The organism is Herbihabitans rhizosphaerae, assembly GCF_004216555.1.
GTDB lineage: Bacteria > Actinomycetota > Actinomycetes > Mycobacteriales > Pseudonocardiaceae > Herbihabitans > Herbihabitans rhizosphaerae.
Window position 1 is genome coordinate 152,522 of sequence record NZ_SGWQ01000001.1, and the last position, 18,834, is coordinate 171,355.

General features: G+C 69.4%; 22 protein-coding genes. 10 read left to right on the forward strand and 12 right to left on the reverse strand.

The features are described 5' to 3' along the window. Positions 1-34: 34 nt before the first annotated feature. From EV193_RS00775 to EV193_RS00790, 4 genes are all read right to left on the reverse strand, one after another. Positions 35-1,576, reverse strand: a complete 1,542-nt coding sequence (locus EV193_RS00775) for a S1C family serine protease (protein ID WP_130341982.1) — start codon at positions 1,574-1,576, stop codon at positions 35-37. 66 nt (positions 1,577-1,642) lie between these two features. Further along, the gene (locus EV193_RS00780) at positions 1,643-2,284 is read right to left on the reverse strand and encodes an anti-sigma factor family protein (RefSeq protein ID WP_130341983.1); all 642 of its coding nucleotides are present in this window, start codon (positions 2,282-2,284) and stop codon (positions 1,643-1,645) included. After that, positions 2,281-2,892 carry an RNA polymerase sigma factor SigE gene (sigE, locus tag EV193_RS00785; RefSeq protein WP_130341984.1) on the reverse strand — a complete coding sequence of 204 codons (612 nt, stop codon included), beginning with the start codon at positions 2,890-2,892 and terminating at the stop codon, positions 2,281-2,283. Before sigE ends, EV193_RS00780 begins: the two co-directional genes overlap by 4 nt. Before the next feature lie 170 nt (positions 2,893-3,062). Next, positions 3,063-4,484 (reverse strand): alpha/beta hydrolase, encoded by a 1,422-nt coding sequence (locus EV193_RS00790; RefSeq protein ID WP_130341985.1) that lies wholly within the window; start codon positions 4,482-4,484, stop codon positions 3,063-3,065. Between the two features lie 154 nt (positions 4,485-4,638). Here EV193_RS00790 and EV193_RS00795 point away from each other — a divergent pair, with 154 nt between their 5' ends. Then, positions 4,639-5,286 carry an O-methyltransferase gene (locus tag EV193_RS00795; RefSeq protein ID WP_130341986.1) on the forward strand — a complete coding sequence of 216 codons (648 nt, stop codon included), beginning with the start codon at positions 4,639-4,641 and terminating at the stop codon, positions 5,284-5,286. Here EV193_RS00795 and EV193_RS00800 read toward each other — a convergent pair. Further along, positions 5,283-5,576: a hypothetical protein gene (locus EV193_RS00800; RefSeq protein ID WP_130341987.1), complete on the reverse strand. Its 294-nt coding sequence runs from the start codon at positions 5,574-5,576 to the stop codon at positions 5,283-5,285. The genes EV193_RS00795 and EV193_RS00800 overlap by 4 nt on opposite strands. Positions 5,577-5,602: 26 nt before the next feature. Continuing rightward, the gene (locus EV193_RS00805; RefSeq protein WP_130341988.1) at positions 5,603-5,878 is read right to left on the reverse strand and encodes a hypothetical protein; all 276 of its coding nucleotides are present in this window, start codon (positions 5,876-5,878) and stop codon (positions 5,603-5,605) included. A gap of 185 nt (positions 5,879-6,063) precedes the next feature. Here EV193_RS00805 and EV193_RS00810 point away from each other — a divergent pair, with 185 nt between their 5' ends. From EV193_RS00810 to EV193_RS00825, 4 genes are all read left to right on the forward strand, one after another. Next, positions 6,064-7,251 (forward strand): helix-turn-helix domain-containing protein, encoded by a 1,188-nt coding sequence (locus tag EV193_RS00810; RefSeq protein WP_130341989.1) that lies wholly within the window; start codon positions 6,064-6,066, stop codon positions 7,249-7,251. Positions 7,252-7,491: 240 nt separating this feature from the next. Next, the gene (locus EV193_RS00815; protein WP_130341990.1) at positions 7,492-7,716 is read left to right on the forward strand and encodes a hypothetical protein; all 225 of its coding nucleotides are present in this window, start codon (positions 7,492-7,494) and stop codon (positions 7,714-7,716) included. Continuing rightward, positions 7,706-7,909 carry a hypothetical protein gene (locus EV193_RS00820; protein ID WP_130341991.1) on the forward strand — a complete coding sequence of 68 codons (204 nt, stop codon included), beginning with the start codon at positions 7,706-7,708 and terminating at the stop codon, positions 7,907-7,909. Before EV193_RS00815 ends, EV193_RS00820 begins: the two co-directional genes overlap by 11 nt. A gap of 52 nt (positions 7,910-7,961) precedes the next feature. After that, positions 7,962-8,564, forward strand: a complete 603-nt coding sequence (locus EV193_RS00825) for a hypothetical protein (RefSeq protein WP_130341992.1) — start codon at positions 7,962-7,964, stop codon at positions 8,562-8,564. 7 nt (positions 8,565-8,571) lie between these two features. On the opposite strand, the gene glgC is transcribed toward EV193_RS00825, so the two are convergent. Next, complete coding sequence (glgC, locus tag EV193_RS00830; RefSeq protein ID WP_130341993.1) at positions 8,572-9,789, reverse strand: glucose-1-phosphate adenylyltransferase; 1,218 nt, start codon at positions 9,787-9,789, stop codon at positions 8,572-8,574. 51 nt (positions 9,790-9,840) lie between these two features. Between glgC and glgA the strand changes: the two genes are divergently transcribed. The 3 genes from glgA to EV193_RS00845 all read left to right on the forward strand — a co-directional run bounded on the left by glgA (position 9,841) and on the right by EV193_RS00845 (position 12,811). Next, complete coding sequence (glgA, locus tag EV193_RS00835) at positions 9,841-11,004, forward strand: glycogen synthase (RefSeq protein ID WP_130341994.1); 1,164 nt, start codon at positions 9,841-9,843, stop codon at positions 11,002-11,004. 62 nt (positions 11,005-11,066) lie between these two features. Then, positions 11,067-12,308 carry a DUF2029 domain-containing protein gene (locus tag EV193_RS00840; protein ID WP_130341995.1) on the forward strand — a complete coding sequence of 414 codons (1,242 nt, stop codon included), beginning with the start codon at positions 11,067-11,069 and terminating at the stop codon, positions 12,306-12,308. Next, positions 12,305-12,811: a GtrA family protein gene (locus EV193_RS00845; protein WP_130341996.1), complete on the forward strand. Its 507-nt coding sequence runs from the start codon at positions 12,305-12,307 to the stop codon at positions 12,809-12,811. Before EV193_RS00840 ends, EV193_RS00845 begins: the two co-directional genes overlap by 4 nt. Here the strand turns inward: EV193_RS00845 and EV193_RS00850 are convergent. Next, positions 12,736-14,247 carry a leucyl aminopeptidase gene (locus EV193_RS00850; protein ID WP_130341997.1) on the reverse strand — a complete coding sequence of 504 codons (1,512 nt, stop codon included), beginning with the start codon at positions 14,245-14,247 and terminating at the stop codon, positions 12,736-12,738. The two genes, EV193_RS00845 and EV193_RS00850, sit on opposite strands and share 76 nt — an antisense overlap. 87 nt (positions 14,248-14,334) lie before the next feature. Next, positions 14,335-14,502 carry a DUF3117 domain-containing protein gene (locus EV193_RS00855; RefSeq protein WP_130341998.1) on the reverse strand — a complete coding sequence of 56 codons (168 nt, stop codon included), beginning with the start codon at positions 14,500-14,502 and terminating at the stop codon, positions 14,335-14,337. A 202-nt stretch (positions 14,503-14,704) separates the two neighbouring features. Here EV193_RS00855 and EV193_RS00860 point away from each other — a divergent pair, with 202 nt between their 5' ends. Together EV193_RS00860 and EV193_RS00865 are read left to right on the forward strand one after the other, a co-directional pair. Further along, positions 14,705-15,517: a PaaX family transcriptional regulator gene (locus tag EV193_RS00860; protein ID WP_130341999.1), complete on the forward strand. Its 813-nt coding sequence runs from the start codon at positions 14,705-14,707 to the stop codon at positions 15,515-15,517. 16 nt (positions 15,518-15,533) lie between these two features. Beyond that, positions 15,534-16,328, forward strand: a complete 795-nt coding sequence (locus EV193_RS00865; RefSeq protein ID WP_423202131.1) for an enoyl-CoA hydratase-related protein — start codon at positions 15,534-15,536, stop codon at positions 16,326-16,328. A gap of 20 nt (positions 16,329-16,348) precedes the next feature. On the opposite strand, the gene EV193_RS00870 is transcribed toward EV193_RS00865, so the two are convergent. The 3 genes from EV193_RS00870 to EV193_RS00880 form a co-directional block, all read right to left on the reverse strand. Beyond that, entirely contained in the window at positions 16,349-17,077 is a 729-nt protein-coding gene (locus tag EV193_RS00870; RefSeq protein ID WP_130342001.1) for a pentapeptide repeat-containing protein, read from the reverse strand. Positions 17,078-17,145: 68 nt separating this feature from the next. Beyond that, the gene (locus EV193_RS00875; RefSeq protein ID WP_165401162.1) at positions 17,146-18,033 is read right to left on the reverse strand and encodes a metal ABC transporter substrate-binding protein; all 888 of its coding nucleotides are present in this window, start codon (positions 18,031-18,033) and stop codon (positions 17,146-17,148) included. 236 nt (positions 18,034-18,269) lie between these two features. Further along, positions 18,270-18,818 (reverse strand): GtrA family protein, encoded by a 549-nt coding sequence (locus tag EV193_RS00880; RefSeq protein WP_242613074.1) that lies wholly within the window; start codon positions 18,816-18,818, stop codon positions 18,270-18,272. Positions 18,819-18,834: the final 16 nt, after the last annotated feature.

Genomic DNA, 18,834 nt, shown 5'->3' on the forward strand with positions numbered 1-18,834 from the left:
GCAGCGCACACCTCCGCTGCCAGCCTAGCCAAAGTCAGTCGGATTGGAGGGTGACCTGGACGGTCAACTGGCTGCCCTGGCGGGCGAGTTGCACGGGGACCGTCGCCCCGATGGCGTGCTGGCGAACGGCGACGGTCAACTCGGCCGCGTTGCGCACCGTCCGGTCGCCGATCTTGGTGATCACGTCGTCCTGCTGGATGCCGGCCTTCGCACCGGCGCTGTCCGCCTGGACGTTCACCACCAGCGCGCCCTCGGAGGTCTCCGCGGACACCGATCGCGCGTTCACGCCCAGATCGGCGTGCTGCACCTTGCCGGTCTGGATCAGCGACTCGGCGATGCGCTTGACCGCGTTCACCGGGATCGCGAAGCCGAGGCCGATCGAGCCGTCGTTGCCCTCGCTGGAGCGGATCGAGGAGTTGATGCCGACCAGCGCACCGGTGGAGTCGACCAGCGCGCCGCCCGAGTTGCCCTTGTTGATCGCCGCGTCGGTCTGGATCGCGTCGTAGCTGATCGGCGGCTCGCCGTTGTCGCCGGCGGCGGTGACCGGACGGTGCAGCGCGCTGACGATGCCCTCGGTGACCGTGTCGGCCAGGCCCAGCGGCGATCCGATGGCGACCACCGTGTCGCCGACCTTGAGGCTGTCGGAGTTGCCCAGCTGCACCACGGTCGGGTTGGTGACCTCGACCTTCACCACGGCGAGGTCGGTCTTCGGGTCACGACCGACCACGCGGGCCGGTGCGCGGGTGCCGTCGTTGAACACGGCGGTGATCTTGGCGCTGGTGTCCCGGGAGGCCGGCGCGACCACGTGGTCGTTGGTGACGATGTACCCGCCCGCCTGGATCACCACGCCGGAGCCGACACCGGCGAGCTGGTTGCCCCGCACCTCGATGGACACCACGCCTCGGGTGACCCGGCCGGCGATCTCGGCGATCGAACCGGCCTGGCGCTCCTTGCCCGGCGACACCTCGGACAGCGTGACCGAGCCGTCGGTGAGGTCCTCGCCCTGGTTGGCCAGGAACCAGCCGGCGACCCCGCCCACGGTGCCGATCAGCAGCGCCACCAGGCCGAGCACGCCCAGCGCGAGCGGCTTGACGGTCCGGCCGAACAGCACCTGGGACAGGCTCAGCATCGAGCCCGGAGTGGTCGGCTTGGACTTCTTCTCGTCGTCGGAGTCCTCCGGCCCGACGGCCGGCGGGCCGATCATGGCGCCGGCGCCCGGGTCGCGCCACGGGTTCGGCTCGTCGCCCTTGCCGGCCCACAGCGGGTCGTCCTTGCCGTCGTCGGGCGGCGCGGCGTCCGGCGGGCGCTGTAGCACGGTGTCGGGCTGGCCGGGTGGCCGACCGAACGCGCTCACCAGCGCCTCGGCCGGCGGCGGGGCCATGCCGAGCGAGCGCTGGCCGATGCGGGGGCCGCCGGTACCGCCCGGCGGCGGTGCGAACGCGGAGTCGACGCCGCCCGGCCGGCCGAACACGGCGGCCTGTGCCGGGTCAACGGGCGTGCGGGTGATCGGGCGCGGGCCGAGCCTGTGCTCGGGCGCGCGCTCGTCACCGTTGCCGTTGTTGGACTGCTCGCTCATCGCTCCCCGGGTGTCCGACGCCAAACTCCCAGGCACAAGGGTGCCTGGGAGCCGGTGAAGTGGGTGTTACCGGCCGGCTGGGACGGCGGGTACGAGCGCCGGCGAGCTGGTAGGTGCCGGCGGCGCAGGGGACTGCTGGTGGCCGCCGAAGCGGGCGTTCAGGTCGCCGGTGATCGCGGGACGGCCCTGCTCCTGCGGCTCCTCGCCGCTGCCCGGCAGGGCCAGCGCGAGCGCGCCGATCATGAGGCCGGACACGACGACGCCGGCTCCGGCGCGCCTGCCCATGCCACCCGCACGGCCGAGGACCGTGCTGCCCTCCCCCAGCTTCGGCGACGAGCCGAGCGGGGCGCTGGTGCCGAGTGGGGCGTCCTTGGCCAGGGCGGCGGCCCGGTCGGGTCGCTGCACGACGACCATCTGGCCGTCGGCGGTCATGGCGAGCCCGTCCGGCGAGGACGGAAGATCACAGCTCTGCGGGATCGCCCGCAGGTTGGCCAGCAGGCCGGCCGGAAGAGACGGTGCGTCGGCCGAGCGAACGGCGGAGCGCGCGGTGCGCTGCGCCTTGATCTCGGCGGCACACGCCGGACAGCGCGCGGCGTGCGTGGCGACGCGCTCGGTGACCGTGGCGGACAGTTCGCCGTCGACGAATGCCACCACGGCATCCGGAAGCAGGTGTTGCTCGGAGAAGCTCCACCCGCGCAGCTCGGTCATACCGAACCCTCCCGTGCCAACTCTCGCCGCCGCTCCAGCGACGCCCGCAGCGCCTGCCTGCCGCGGTGGATCCTGCTGCGCACAGTACCGAGTTTCACTCCGAGGGTGGCACCGATCTCCTCATATGACAGACCTTCGACGTCACACAGCACGACCGCGGCGCGGAACTCGGGCGGCAGTTCGTCGAGCGCGGCCTGCAGGTCCGGGTCCAGGTGGGTGGCCGCGTACACCTGCTCGGGGCTCGGGTCGTCGCCCACGATGCGGTCGGTGTCCTCGGGCAGGCCCTCCATGCGCAGCCGGGAGCGGCGGCGCACCATGTCCAGGAACAGGTTCGTGGTGATCCGGTGCAGCCAGCCCTCGAACGTGCCGGGCTTGTACGACGCGAGCGAGCGGAACACCCGGATGAACGTCTCCTGGGTGAGGTCCTCGGCGTCGTGCGCGTTGCCGGACAGCCGGTACGCCAGGCGATACACGCGGTCGGCGTGTTCGCGCACCACCTCGTCCCACGACGGCGGTGTCCAGCTGGTCTGCTCGGCGAGCTCGACCGGCTGTGGCTGCGTCTGGGGCTCCTCGTGTGTTCCAGTGGAACTCTGCGTCGAGGTCTGCATCGGGTGGGTACGCACCTCCTGGCGACGATCGTGTCTGCCGGAGTCAACGTTCGGATCGGTCACTGTGTTCCCCTGTCCCCCGATTGTCCCGAGTGTGCGCTGTCGAGCCTCAAATATGGCCGCCCGTGATGTGACCGTAGTGAGAGCTTGCTGAGATGCGCCTGAGAGTTTCATCGCGGGCACCACACGTCACGTTTCGGCAGGTCACCGCGCACCAGGAAGGTGGTGGCGGTCACGGTCGCGCAGGCGTTGCCGGTGTGCGGATAGACGCCGTGCCCACCCTGGTCGACGGTGACCAGCCGGGCCCGCTCGCCGAGTGCGGCGCGCATGGCGACCGCGCCCGAGTGCGGTGTGGCCGGGTCGCGCAGGTTCTGCGTCAGCAGCACGTTGCTCGGGCCGTTGTCGGTGATCTTCATCACCAGCTCGGCCGGCTTGGCCGGCCAGAACGCGCACGGCCAGATGTTGGACGGCAGGCCGTTGGTGATCGGATGGCGCAGCCGGTCGACGTGCACCTGGACCTGGTGCAGCGCGACGTTGTCCGGCCAGCCCGCGTCACCGCACACGATCGCCCACAACGGGGCGCCGAACGGCAGCTTGCCGCCCGGCCCCGGCGGGGTCTCGCCGCGCTTGACCGCCTGCCACAGCTTCGCCGTGCCGTCGAACGCGCGGTCGCTGTAGAGCCCGTACCGGGTCGCGGCGCGGAAGGAGTTGCCGGGCATCGGGACCGGGCGCGCGTCGAGTTGGGCGGCAAGTCCGAGGTAGGTGTCGCGCACGGCCCGCCGGGTGGCGCCGAGCCCGTACTCGGCGTGCCGGCCCGCGAGCCAGTCCGCGAACTCGTCGAACCGCTCCTCGGGCGCCGGCCCCCAGTCGCGCCAGCCCTCCCGCCAGATCTTGTTCGGGTCGAACACGCTGTCCAGCACGATCCGGTCGGAGCGCTCGGGGAACAGCGTCGTGTACACCGCGCCGAGGTAGGAGCCGTAGGAGACGCCGAGGTAGGAGATCTTCTGCTCGCCGAGTGCGGTCCTGATCAGGTCCATGTCGCGGGCGGTGTTGGCGGTGATGTGCGGCAGCAGGTCGCCGTGGTGGCGGCCGCACTGCTCGGCGACCTGGCGGGAGTAGGCGACCGACGCGGCGATGTCACCGTCGGGCGCCGGATACGGGAACAGCTTCGTCGGGTCGAGCTGCTCAGGGGTGAGCTGACAGTGGACCGGCGTGCTGCGGCCGACGCCACGCGGGTCGAAGCCGATCAGGTCGTAGCTGTCGGTCAACTCGCGCGGCGCCGTCGCGGCGATCGTGAGCGGCAGGTCGAGCCCGGGGACGCTGGGGCCGCCGGGGTTGAGCAGCAGCACGCCGCGCCGCCGGGCCGGGTCGGCGGCCTTGAGTCGGGACACCGCGACCTCGATCGTCGGGCCGTCCGGCGCGCGATGGTCACGCGGCACGGTGAGCGTGGCGCACTCCAGCGCGAGCCCGTCCGGGCAGGCGTGCCAGGTGATCGGGTCACTCGTGCTCGGGGCCGCCACCGCCAGCGGGACCACGATGGCCGTCGCGATCAGCGAGGCGAGGACGCCGGCCGCGAGATGTCTGCGTCGCACGTATTCCTCCAGGTTCCGGCGATGTCGAGCACGACTCTCCCGGTTCCGGACACGGCGATCACTGGGCCTGGCACCCGGCCTCGGGTAGGGCGATCACCCGTTTCTCCGTGGGGTTGCGCCGATTGCGGAGCGCATCCCGCTAATCTCGCACTCCGTGACGTCCGAAACGCCGACACCAGGTGCGGCCGAGCTGCGTGAGTACGTCGAGGGCTACCTGCCCGAAGACGACACGCTGACCGGCGCGCGGGCACGCGCGTCGGAGCTGGGCTGTCGGCCGGTCGAGCCGAGCACCGGCGCCGCGCTGCGGTTCCTGTCCGTGGTGCTCGGCGCGCGGGCGGTGGTGGAGGTCGGCACCGGCGCCGGGGTGAGCGGGCTGTACCTGCTGCGCGGCATGGCCCCCGACGGCGTGCTCACCTCGATCGACGTGGAGCCGGAGCACCAGCGTGCGGCGAAGCGGGCGTTCACCGAGGACAGCGTGCCGCCAGGGCGAACCCGGTTGATCATGGGTCGGGCGCTGGACGTGCTGCCGCGGCTCACCGACGGCGGCTATGACCTGCTGTTCGTGGACGCGGCGCGGCCGGAGTACCCGAGCTATCACGAGCAAGGCGTGCGGCTGTTGCGGCCGGGCGGCGTGATGGTGTTCGACAACGTGCTGTGGCAGGCCAAGCTGATCGACCCGGCGCGGCGCGATCCGGAGACCACGGCGCTGCGCGAGCTGGCCCGCGCGGTGCGCGACGACAAGCGGCTGGTGCCCGTGCTGCTCCCGCTCGGCGAGGGCCTGCTGGCGGCCGCGCGCGTCTAACCGTCGTTGGTCGCGACCCAGCCGCCGAGTGACACGGCCGCGGCGACGCCGAACAGCATGGTCACCCAGCCGCCAGCGGTCGCGGTCTCATCGGACCACCACCAGCCCCAGAACACCCCGGCGACGAGCACGAACGGGAACATCACGACCACGCCCGCCGCGAAGGCGGCACCGAGCTTGAGGCCGGACCCGCCGTGCTGGCCGGCGTCGCCGACCGGCGACATGTGCCACATGCCCTGGTACTGCCCCGGCTGCTCTGGCGATGGCTCGGCGGGCGTGTGGTCATCCACATCTCAAGCGTACTCAGCCGACCCCGCTAGCGAGGCCGTTCTTCAACTCCGATCGCATGGCCGACTCCGGCGATCAGACCGAGCACCGCGAGCACGCAGGCGCCGGCCCGCAGGAGCCAGCCGAGCACGCCGACAAGCCCGAGTACGCCCGGCGCTTGGGGCGGCGGCGAACTCGAGTCGACCAGGCGCCCCAGTTCACCGAAAATGCCGAGCCCGATCCCGATCAGGAACATCACCACAGCGGCGCCGACAGAGCCGGCGGCGACGGCGAGTCCGTAGCGGGGATTGGGTTTCCGTGTCACGGCTCCCAGCTCATCGAACCCCTGCGGCCGGCGACAGCGTGAAACTACTCGACGCGGGCACTTTCCGAGTATGACTCTCCTGTGTCGCCGAAGCTGATCGCCGAGCACAACGAAGGCAGCTAGCTCGCCGGCCTGTGCCGTACCCTCAAGGCGGAGAGATCGACTCCGCGAAGAGGTCCCCGGTGGTGGCAGAGTCGCATTCGGAGATCGGCCGCAGACTGCGGCAGGTCCGGCACGCTCGTGGCAAGTCGTTGACCGTGATCTCAGGTCTGGCCGGGATATCGCCGTCGTATCTGTCGCGGCTTGAGAGCGGGGAGCGGGCGCTCGATCGCCGCTCTCTGATCGTCGCGCTGGCGAACGCACTGGAAGTCGCGCCGAGCGAGATCACCACCATGGCCATGACGACGCCCGGCGAACTGGATGAAGATCGCTCGCTGAACGCGGTGCGGCTCGCGTTGGTGTCGGTGGCGATGGGCGAGCCGCGGGGCGTCGTTCTGCCCATCGACGCTCTTGCCGCACGGGTGACCGAAGTCCTTACCGCACAACGGGACTGTCGGTACGCCGATGTCGGCGAGGCTCTGCCGGGGCTGATCCGGGACCTGCACACAACCGCCGCCGACGGCAGGAATCGGCGCGAGCTGCTGCACCTGCTCGCTCTGACCCATGTGCAGGGCACGCAGGCGTGGTTGATGGACATCGGAGCGTCGGTCGACCTCGCGTGGCAGGCGGCGTCGCTGGCGAAGGTTGCCGCCGAGGAACTCGACGCCCCGATGACGCGGGCGGTCAGCGCCTTCGGCACCGCGTTCGGTCTGCTCGGTGCGGGAGCGTTCGACCTGGCGAACGAGACCCTGGCCGCGACCGAGGTCGGCACCGACAGCAGCGAAGCCATGCAGGTGACGGGGATGCTGACGTTGGCCACATCGCTCGTCGCGGCGTCCAACGGTAATCAGACCGAACGGGCGGCGGCACTCGATCATGCTGCCGAGCTGGCCGAGCGCACCGGGGACGGCAACGCGCTGTGGTTCGGGTTCGGCCCATCCAACGTGGGCGTATGGCGTATGAGCGTCGCGCTCGAAGCCGGGGAGCACGCCGAGGCAGCCCGAATCGCCACGACCGTCGACCCGGCAGCGCTGCCGTCGCCTACCCGGCAGTCCGCCTACTGGCGGGAGTACGGCCGGGCGCTGGCCCGACTGCCACGGCGCCAGGACGAAGCGGTGCTGATGATCCGGCGTGCGGAGCAGATCTCCCCGGCCCGCGTGCACCGCAACCCGTTCATGCGGTCGGTGATCGCCGAACTGCTGGCGAAGGCCAAGCGAGACGCGGTTGGTCGGGAACTGCGAGGGATCGCGTACCGCGCTGGGCTTCCGGTGTAGCCCGTTCGGGGGCCTTTGCCACAGTGGCAACGTCGGTTCGATGATCGTTTCTAGCGTCGGACCCTATGAACAGACACCGAGCCCACCGCAGAGTTCACCTGTGCAACGTCCCCGGCTGCACGTCCGTCCACAACCCGCTGCACACCGGCCCGACCGTTCAACTGCGCGACGACGCCCCTTGGCCCCTGCTCGAACGCCTCCGGCATCTGCCTGCCCCGGCCAGCCACCCCGAGGCCGGCGATGTCTGACCCGCACGTCGCCACGCCCGAAGACGTCGATCTCCTCACCGTGCTGTCCCGGCTGCGGGCCCTGCTCGGCGACATCGCACAACGGATCGTCGTGGAGCCGATCCCTGACAAGGATTGGCACCGGCTCGCCGAAATCCTTGCGCGCACGGCGCGGCTCGTCCGTCAGCAGATCGTCGTCAACACCGATCTCGAACTCGGGGATTCGGGTGGACGATGACGCCGAAGTCACGATGACGAAGCTGATAACCTTGCTCAACGAGGTCGTGATTGAGCGCCGCAATGCCGAGTCAATCCTCTTGGACGACTGGTTCAAGCTCGCCGGCCTACTCGAAAAGACGTCCAAGTTTGTGCGAGCGCAAATTGTCGCCACGATCGAGGGGCCTAAAGATAGGGCCCGGCCCTGCGACTGAATCGCATCCGACATTCCCGGGTCAACAGACGGCTGTGATAGAACGGATTGCCGTGGACACCGTTGAACTCCCACCCATACCAGACCGCGACACCGGGGAGCCGCGCCCGCCGGCGGCTCCCCTTCAGTCGAGCGGCCGCACATCCGAGCCAGGCGAGAAGCGGCGCGCCCCACAACCTCCCGAAGGCGAAGGGCCAATAATCGAATACTACGTTTCGTCTCGTCGTAGCAAGCTGCAAGGAGCTCTCTTGTATGCGGCGATAGCCATCGTGTTCCTCATTCTCAAGGACTGGGGATTCGCTTGGATGATCGAAATGCGGTCACTATGGATTGCAGTAGTGCTAATGGGCGGGCTCGGCTATCTGGCGGCGTCCAGTTTTGAGATGTCCGCAGGGAGCGATTGGTATAGAGAACACGACAACTACGTCAAGATCTATGAGCTCACCACGGTCGAGGTAACGAAACGCGTCGGCAGTTGGGGTCTCAAGCTTGTCGACAAGAACGGGCGCTCTGTGGAGCCAGGTCTGACGGCAGCTCAATTGAACCCCAAGCTGTGGGACCTCGTCTACAACGGCATCTTGCACTCCGTGTGCGACGGCGCCGAAGTCAACTACAGAGCAGTCAAAATGCTCCAACTCGAACGCATCGGACAGTAGCCCGCGATCACTCCACTCGGACGCCTTTGCCGAGGACGGTGACGCCGCCGGCGCTGACGGTGAAGCGGCCGCGGTCCTCGGCGTGGTCGACGCCGACGGTGGCGCCCGGCTCGACCACCACGTTCTTGTCCAGGATCGCCTTGCGCACCACGGCGTTCTTGCCGATCCGCACGCCGGGCAGCAGCACCGCGCCCTCGACCAGCGCGCCGTCGTCCACCATCACGTCCGCGCTGATCACCGAGTCGCGCACGGTCGCGCCGGAGATGATCGTGCCGGGGCCGACGATCGACTCCAATGCCGTGCCGGAGTTCACGAACTTGGCCGGCGGCAGCGGCGGCGTCGCCGTGCGGATCGGCCAGCGCTGGTTGTACAGGTTGAAGATCGGGTGCACGGACACCAGATCCAGGTGCGCGTCGTAGTACGCGTCCAGCGTCCCGACGTCACGCCAGTACCCCCGATCGCGCTCGGTCTCGCCCGGCACGGCGTTGTCGTCGAAGTCGTACACGTTCGCAATGCCCGCGTCGACGAGCATCGGGATGATGTCGCCGCCCATGTCGTGCATCGACTCCGGATCGGCGGCGTCCGCACGCAACGCTTCCAGCAGCACCTCGGTGCGGAACACGTAGTTGCCCATCGACGCGAAGGTGACCTCCGGATCGTCGGGCACGTGCGGCGGCTGGTCCGGCTTCTCCAGGAATCGGGTGATCTTGCCGGAGGCGTCGGAGTCAATACAGCCGAACGCCTTCGCCTCGGCGCGCGGCACCCGGATGCCGGCCACGGTCACGCCGGCGTGGGAGTCCACGTGGGACTCGATCATCTGCGCCGCGTCCATCCGGTACACGTGGTCGGCGCCGAACACCGCGATGTGGTCGGGCTTCTCGTCGTGCACCAGGTTCAGCGACTGGAAGATCGCGTCCGCGCTGCCGGTGTACCAGCGCGGGCCGAGCCGCTGTTGCGCCGGAACCGGGGTGATGTACTGACCGAGCACGCTGGACAGCCGCCACGTGGTGGAGATGTGCCGGTCCAGCGAGTGCGACTTGTACTGGGTGAGCACGCAGAGCTGGTGAAAACCCGCGTTGACCAGGTTGGACAGCACGAAGTCGATCAGCCGGTAGTTGCCCCCGAACGGGACAGCGGGCTTCGCCCGGTCGGCCGTCAGCGGCCAGAGCCGCTTTCCCTCGCCGCCGGCGAGCACCATCCCGAGCACGTGAGGCTGCACCCGCACGATTGTCGAGGATAGTGACCACGACCCTGGATCCGCACTACCGTCGGGTACGTGCGGATCGGGTTGCTCACGCGCGAGTACCCGCCGGAGGTGTACGGCGGGGCGGGCGTGCACGTCGATCACCTGGTCGCCTGTCTGCGCGAGTTGATCGAGGTGGAGGTGCATTGCTTCGGCTCGCCGCGCGGTGCGCACGGGGTGCACGCGCACGCCGCCGACGCCGCGCTGATCGACGCCAACGCGGCGCTGCGCACCCTGTCGGTGGACCTGTCGATAACCGCCGCCACGGGTGATGTCGACCTGGTCCACTCGCACACCTGGTACGCCAATCTCGCCGGTCACCTTTCTCATGTGCTGCACGGAATCCCGCACGTGGTGACCGCGCACTCGCTGGAGCCGCGCCGGCCGTGGAAGGCCGAGCAGCTCGGCGGCGGGTACCGGCTGTCGTCGTGGGTGGAGCGCACCGCGCTGGAGGCGGCCGACGCGGTGATCGCGGTCAGCGAGGGCATGCGCGCCGACGTGCTCGCCTGCTATCCGACGCTGGATCCGGCGCGCGTGCACGTGGTGCGCAACGGCATCGACACCAACGCGTTCCACCCGGTTGAGCGCACGGATGTGTTGCGGCGCTTGGGAATTCGCCCGGACCTGCCGATCGTGCTGTTCGTCGGGCGGATCACCCGGCAGAAGGGCCTGGCGCACCTGATCGCGGCGGCGCACGCGGTGGACCCGCACGCCCAGGTGGTGCTGTGCGCGGGCGCGCCGGACACCGAGGAGATCGCCACGTCGACGTCGGCCGCGGTGTCCGAGCTGGCCGCCGCGCGGGACGGCGTGTTCTGGGTACGGGAGATGCTGCCGCCCGAGGATCTGCGCCAGATGCTCAGTGCCGCAACGGTTTTCGTGTGCCCGTCGGTGTACGAGCCGCTGGGCATCGTGAACCTGGAGGCGATGGCGTGCGGCACCGCCGTGGTGGCCTCCGACGTCGGCGGGATCCCCGAGGTGGTGGACGACGGGGTGACCGGGGTGCTGGTGCCGTTCGACGAGCACGATCCCGAGGGTTTCGCCGCGGGGCTCGCCTCCGGGGTGAACTCGGTGCTGGCCGATCGGGCGCTGGCGGCGCGCATGGGCGAGGCGGGGCGGTCGCGGGCGGAGCGGGATTTCGCGTGGACGTCGGTGGCCGAGCAGACCGTGCGGGTGTACGAATCGGTGCTGCGCGGCTGACGCACAGCTCGCACCCAGGTGACACACAGCGCGTTCCGAATTCGGGCGGCCACGGTTGTCCCGTGTCTGTGTGGAAGAAAGCGAGCGTCCTGACCGCCATTGTGATGACCGCATTCGCCGTGCGGCTGATTTTCTTCGACTACGAGTCGGCGGATTACACGGGATTCGTGCGCAACTGGTACGAGTTCATCGAGCAGAATGGCGGATTCGCGGCATTCGAGCACCAGTTCGCGAACTACAACGTGCCGTATCTCTATCTGCTCGCCGGCGCGACGTATCTGCCGATTCCGCCACTCGTGGCGGTCAAGCTGATCTCGATCGTGTTCGACGGCGTGCTGGGGTGGTACGCGTACCGCCTTCTCGCGACCAGATACCCGAACGGGTGGGTGGCGCCGGGCGGTGCGGTGGTGACCGTGCTGCTGCCGACGGTGGTGCTGAACAGCTCGATGTGGGCGCAGGCCGACTCGATCTACGTGGCGTTCTCCGTCGGCGGGCTGTACTACCTGGTACAGCGCCGACCGTGGCTGGCCTGTGTGTCCTTCGGCTTGGCGTTCTCGTTCAAACTGCAGGCGGTGTTTCTTTTTCCCGTGCTGTTGTTGCTCGCTGTACGCAAATGGCTGCCGTGGCGCGCCTTGCTGGCGATTCCGGGCGTCTATTTCATGCTCGGCGTACCCGCGCTACTGGCCGGCGCGAGCCCGAGCGCGCTGTTGTCGATCTATCTCGAACAGGCGGACAGCTACGGCCAGTTGACCATGAACGCGCCGAACGCGTACCAGTTCCTCACCGTGGATTCCTCGGAAACACTCCGGATCGCCGGCGTACTGGTGACCGGCGTGGTGGTACTCGCCCTGATCGTCGCCGCGCGGCGGGTCGAACTGACCCCGACCAGGATCGTGCTGGCGGCCACCGTGTCCGCGCTACTGGTGCCGTTCCTGCTGCCGTCGATGCACGAGCGGTACTTCTACACGGCCGACGTGCTGACCGTGATCGCCGCGTTCTGGCTGCCGCGTGAACTCTGGTACGCGCCGGTGCTCACCCAGTTCGCGTCGCTGTTCTCCTACCTGCCGTTCCTGTCGATGTCCGGCGGGCCCGGCCGGGTGATCATGGGCGGTCCGCCGCCGGGTGCCGGTCCGGGAATCGTCGTGACCCCCCAGGGTGGTCCCGGCGGCCTGTCGCCCGCCGTCATCGACTTCCGGATCCTGGCCGCCGCCATGCTCGTGGCGCTGATCGGCGTGCTGGCCGTGACCTGGCGACACTACGGTTCTCAGCGATCTCAGGTTGGCGCGCGCACCATGGTCACGTGACGCGGACGCGCCTGGGGGCGGCGCCCGGGCAGAGGCTGCGGATGGCCTTCGCCCGGTTCGCCACCGCGTCCCTCGGCGCGACCGCGTTCAGCCAACTCGTGCTCGCCACGCTGTACTGGATCGGCGGCACGAACGCGGTCACCGCGAGCACGGTCGCGTTCCTGGCCGGCGCGGTGCCGCACTTCCTGGTGATCCGGCGCTGGGCCTGGGACCGGCACGGGCACCTGCGCTGGGACGCCGTCGTCTACACAGTGGTCACGCTCACCGCCGGCGCGCTGGTGATCCTCGCGACCACGATCGCCGAACGGCAGTTCGCGCCGATGATCGACGGCCGCGGTCTGCGCACGATCGTCGTGGTCGCGGCCTACGTGGCCAGCGCCGTACCCGTGTTCGTGCTGAAGTTCCTCGTGCTGGACAAGGTGTTCCGTCAGGCGAACGACGCGGCCAGCTCCACCAGGGTGCGCGCACCGAAACCGGAGGCGCCGGGAACCACCTCGTCGTAGGCCTTCTCCGCGCGGGCAGGGCCGGCGATGTCCAGGTGCGCCCACGAGGTCTCGCCCACGAACGCGCGCAGGAACGACGCGGCGGCGATCCCGCCGGGCCCCTTCGGCATCTGGCGCACGTCGGCGATGTCGCTGTGCACCGCGTCGGCGACCTCCTCCAGCAGCGGCATCCGCCACCACGCCTCGCCGACCCGGCCGCCCGCCTCGGCCACCCGCTCGGCCAGCGCGTCATCCGTGGCGAACAGGCCGGCGGTGCGCACGCCGAGAGACACCTTCATCGCGCCGGTCAGCGTCGCGACGTCGACCAGGTGGTCGGGCTTGAGCCGGGCGCGGGCGTATTCGATCGCGTCGGCCAGCACCATGCGCCCCTCGGCGTCGGTGTTGGTGACCTCGGTGGTCTGGCCGCCGTAGTGCCGCACCACGTCGCCCGGCCGGTACGCCGACCCGGACACGTGGTTCTCCGCGCACGGCACCAGACCGGTCACCCGCACCGGCAGTCGCAGCCGCGCGATCGCGATCAGCGCGGAGATCACCGCGGCACCGCCGGCCATATCGGTGCGCATCAGGTGCATGCCGTCGGCCGGCTTGATCGAGATGCCGCCGGTGTCGAACGTGATCCCCTTGCCGACGAACACCAGGTGCGGGCCGGTCGCGCCGCGCGGCCGCCAGCTCAGCTCGATCAGCCTCGGCGGCCGGGAGGAGCCGCCGCCGACCGCGAGCACGCCGCCGAACCCGTTGTCGGACAACCAGTTCTCGTCGCGCACGGTGGCGCGCAGCCCCGGCACGCCGTCGGCGACACGCGCCGCGGTGGACGCCAGCCAGGCCGGGTCCTTCACATTGGACGGGGTGTTCGCCAGGTCCCTGGTGAACGCCGTCGCCTCGGCCATGCCGACCGCGTTGGCCACGATCGCGGTGACCTCGGCGATCCGGTCCTCGGCCACGATCAGCCGGACCGTGCGCAGCGTCGGCAAGGCCTGCTCGGAGGTGACCGTGTAGCCGTAGCCGCCCAGCGTCACGCCGAGCACGAACGCCGCGATCTCCTCCGCGTCGGCACCGTCCTCGAAGCGCACCTGGACCGATCGCGCGGCGGTGCGCCCGGCGTCGGAGTCGGACTTGGCCCTGCCGTTGACCGCACGGGCCAGCGCCGCGCCCGCGGTGCGCCACTGCTTCGGCCCGCCGTCGCCGACCCCGAGCAGCCAGCGCGGCGTGCGGCCGGGCGCGGCGTGCGTCTCGCCCGCCTTGCCGGTGGCGCCGCAGGAGGTGATCCACTCCTGGTCGAGCGCGTCGCCGCCCGGTCCCAATGCGACAGTCACCTCGTCGTCTGTCGCCTCGCCGGGGCGGCCGAGCACGACGTGCGGGACACCGCGGCGCGCGTCGCCGGCGACCTCGACGGTCGGCAGCGGGGTGGGCAGCGTCGGCAGCGGGGAGCGTGGCAAGGTACCTCCGGACTTCGGGACTTCACGAAACGCCGCCCCGGCTCCGAGTCACGGAGTCGGGGCGTTGGTGTGGGGACGGGTCGAGCGTCAGCCTGCGGCGGTCTTCAGCGCGTCCCCGAGGGCGCTGGCTTCCTCCGCCGACATCTCGACGACAAGTCGCCCACCTCCCTCGAGTGGGACGCGCATCACGATGCCCCGACCCTCCTTTGTCACCTCGAGGGGACCGTCACCGGTCCGGGGCTTCATGGCCGCCATAGCGTGCTCCCTCCGTCATGAGCCTGCCGCCCGATCGGCAACCGCCGATCGGGTGAGAGTCATTCTCCCCTATCCACTCACGGCGGCGAAATCGAACCGATCATTCGTGTCGCACGATCACTCTGTGATCACAATGTCATCACAGAGTCGGTCATGTGGGTGATGTGGCGACAATGCGCGGCAACCTGCCAGACTCGCGATCGTGCGTGCCAGATCAGCGCTGTTCGACGTGTACGGCGGATACCTGCGCTCTCGGGGCGGGTCCGCCGCGATCGCCGCGCTGGTTCGTCTGCTCGAACCGCTGGGCTTCGGCGCGCCCGCCATTCGGACCGCGGTGTCGCGCATGGTGCGCCAGGGCTGGCTCGCCCCGATCCGCCTCGACGACGGCCCCGGATACACGCTGACCCCGCGCGGGCAGCGGCGGCTGGACGAGGCCGGCGCGCGGATCTACCGCACCCGACCGTCCACCTGGGACGGCCGCTGGCACGTGGTGGTGCTGGAGGACCTACCGGTGCGGCACGCGCGCGACCGGCTGGCGTCCTCGCTGCGGTTGCTCGGGTACGGGCCGCTGGGGCCGGCCACCTGGGTGGCACCCCGCCCGTCGCCGGAGATCGCCGAGGTACTGGCCGGCGAGGAGGTGCTCGCCCGGGTGTTCCACGGCGAGCTGGACGGCGGTGTCGACGGCGGGGACACCGCGCTCGCCACCCGCGCGTGGGACCTGGACACGCTGGGCCGCGACTACCGGGCGTTCGTGTCCGAATGGGACGAGCGAATGTCCGAAGTAGACGGTGACTCGCCGGCCGAGGCGTTCGCCGCGTCGCAGCGGCTGCTGCACGCGTGGCGGAAGTTCCTGTTCCGCGATCCGGGCCTGCCCGACGAGCTGCTGCCGGCCGACTGGCCGGGACACAGGGCGGCCCGGTTCTTCGACGAGCACACCGCGCGGCTCGCGCCGGCGGCCAAGGAGTTCCTGGACGACTGCCTCAACCGGGGCGGCCGGACCAGGTCGAGTGCGTGACCCGACACGGAGGTTGATCTTGTCTGACCAGGTGCTGCTGACCGAGGACGCCGGCGGTGTGCGCACGCTGACGCTGAACCGCCCGGATTCGTTCAACTCGATGACCACGCACCTCAAGGAGGAGCTGCTCGCCGCGCTGCGGGCGGCGGCCGAGGACGAGTCGGTGCGCGCGGTCGTGCTCACCGGATCCGGCCGGGCGTTCTGTGCCGGGCAGGACCTCAAGGAGCACGTGGCCGCGCTGACCTCGGGCGACGACTCTCCACTTCGGACGGTCGAGCTGCACTACAACCCGATCGTGGAGACGATCACCGGCATGGGCAAGCCGGTGATCGCCGCGGTGAACGGCACCGCGGCCGGCGCCGGCGCGTCCTTCGCGTACGCGTGTGACCTGCGGATCGCCGCGCGCGGCGCGAAGTTCATGATGGCCTTCGCCGGGATCGGGCTGACCGCGGACTCCGGCGCGTCCTGGACGTTGCCGAGGCTGATCGGCTACGGGCGCGCGATGGAGATCATGCTGCTGGGCAACCCGGTGACCGCCGAGGAGGCGCTGAACATCGGGATGGTCAACCAGGTCGTGGACGACGACGCGGTGCTGTCCACGGCGGTGGCGCTGGCCGGCCGGCTGGCGACCGGTCCGACCTCGGCGTACGCGGAGATCAAGTCGGCGATGCTGACCGCCGCGTCGGCCGATCTGTCCGCCGCGCTGGCGCACGAGGGTGTCGGACAGAACAAGCTCGGCGCCACGGCCGATCACCGGGAGGCGGTCGACGCCTTCGTGAACAAGCGCAAGCCCACCTTCACCGGCCACTGACCGCGGCGGCACCCGGCGGGCTACGGCCACCGGGTGCCGTCCGCGATGACGCTCTCGCGGCCGATCACGTTGTTCAGCACGACTCGCCGCAGGTCGGAGTTGCTCACATTGGCGTCGGTGAGATCGGACGAGCTGAGGTTGGATCCCTGGAAGTTCACGTATCCCAGGTACAGGCCGCGAAGGTTCATCTCGCGGAGGTCCACACCACGGAGGTCGACCATTTCCTTCTGCCGTGCCTGATTCATCTTGTCGCGGTCGAGCCGTCCTTCCTTGTCACCCAACAGCGACAGCGCGACCTGGACAGTGTAGGTCGCTCTCGGGTCGGCGCCTCCCGGTTTCGGCGGGCAGGACGCGAGACACGGCACATGCTGCCGGATGTAGGCGCTCAGCGTTTGGTCGAGAACTCGGTAATAGGAATCGTCGCCCTTCGCCGCCGCGTCCACCGCGAGATTGCGAAGCCCGTACATTCCGCCGACCTGTTCGGCCTGCTCACTCGAACTTATCTGACCGATCGTCTTCACCAGCCGGTCACTGCTCTGCGTTTCCTGGTTGACCGTCAACTGGTCTTTCGTCGCGCGCCATTCCAGGAAGGTGAACGCGACACCGATAATAAGCACGACCGCGCCGATTATCTCGAGGTTGGTCTTCCGCAGTTCGTTCTCGACGCTCAGCCGGTCCCTCGGCGCCAGGTCCGGGGCCTGCCGGTCCAGCTTCGTCTTGGGCGCTCGGCCGGCCCAGCGAACGGCCACGACGAGGAGCGCTACGCCAATCAGGAGAATGACGAGGTCGACCGCACTGGCGTCACGAAACGGACCGGTCAGCACTTCAACCCCTTCTTCACCTGATCGACGACGTATTCCAGGGCTTCCGGATATTTTCGCTCACTCTCGCCCGGCTTCGGCTCCGGAGGACTTTCCAGCGAGGAAAGATATTCGAAGATCGCACCGAACTGGTCGGCGAGTTCGTCGATTTCCTTTCGTTCCGCGTCCGGGTTTTTCCCCTGCGGCCCCTTGGAGTGTTCCAGGAACAGGGTCCGGTGACCTTCGGTCTGCCACAATGTCCGCAACAACGCACGCCGCTCCTCGGCCTGGGCCGACGGCAGCGTCTTGGACGAAATTCTGGTCACCGGGAGTTGTTTCAATTCGAGCCATTCCACGAGATAGGCGTATGCCGGATGCTCGGGGACGATCGTCTTGTTCCGGCAACCCGCCGCCTTCAGCTTCAGGCGGTCACGGATCTCGACCAGCTTGGTGGTGGCCTGGCCCAGGCGCTGGTTGATGCCGTCGGTGTGCCTGGCGCGCGCGTCGGCCAACTCGGGCCGCTGCTCCACCGCTTTCACCAGAGAACGCGCCACCTTGCGAGCGACGGTGACCATTCGCCCGGCCGGATCCAGCCATACGTGCGGGTCCCGGTTGCCCGGAAGCCGATCGTCACCCAACTCCGGCGGCGCGGTCAGCAGCGCGATGTTGTCCAGCGCGCTGATGTCCTGGAATCGCTCCGGATCGGCCTTGGCCCGCGCACCGAGGGCAGTCGCGGCCTCGGCGGACAGGTTGCCGATGTAGAGCACCGAATCGGCGGTCCGCATCTGGTCGATGTCACCCTGCGCCGGCGGCTCGTGCGGCTTGCTCTCGAACACCTTGACCTCGCCGACCAGCTCCCCGCCGATCTGTTCGACCAGCCAGCCCAGTGCCCACACGTTGACCATCACGGTGAGCTTGGGCGTTGGCGTGGCCGACGGGGATGGCTCCGGCGGCGTGCTGGACCAGCTACAACTGGTGAGCGATAAGACTGCCGCGAGAATCGCGCCGACTGCGATCGATCTGCGCATGAATTGCCCCCAGGCAACTACTGGTGATGGTTATCACCATCGTTAAGCCCGAGCGTACCGCCACTGTGCGCGAAACACCACGATCCGGTCAGAGCCACGCACCGAGAGTCAACTCATCGCCCGCTGACCGCGCGAGTCCCACCCTCGGCACCCTGAGTCGCACCCTCGTGGTGCGGCTCGGCCTGCTTGAGCATGTCGCGGAAGATCACCCAGCGCATGACCGAGTACATGTAGACCGCCTCGCAGGAGCCGGCCAGCAGCCGCGCGAGCAGATAGTGCACGCCGAGTGAGGTCAGCCCGGCGCCGACGCCGAGGATGAACGCCAGGTAGTTGATCAACACGGCCACCGCGTACAGCAGGGCCTGCGGGCCGACCGGCGCGTGCGAGTGGAAGTTGAACGTGCGGTTGAGGTAGTACGCCAGCCCGAACGCGATCACGTAGCCGATCGTGAACGCGATGCCCGACGGCCAGCCGAGGCCGACCTTCATCAGGCTGAGCAACCCGATGTCCACGCTGAAGGTGAACCCGTTGATGATCGCGAAGCCGAGCAGGCTCGGCGGGACGATGCGGCTCAGTCCGAACGGCAGGCGGCGGATCACCGCAGCGCAGAAGTCGGAGAACCGGTCGGTGATGGGCCTGCGTTCCCCCGTCGTGTCGTGCACGGAATCAGCGTTCCAG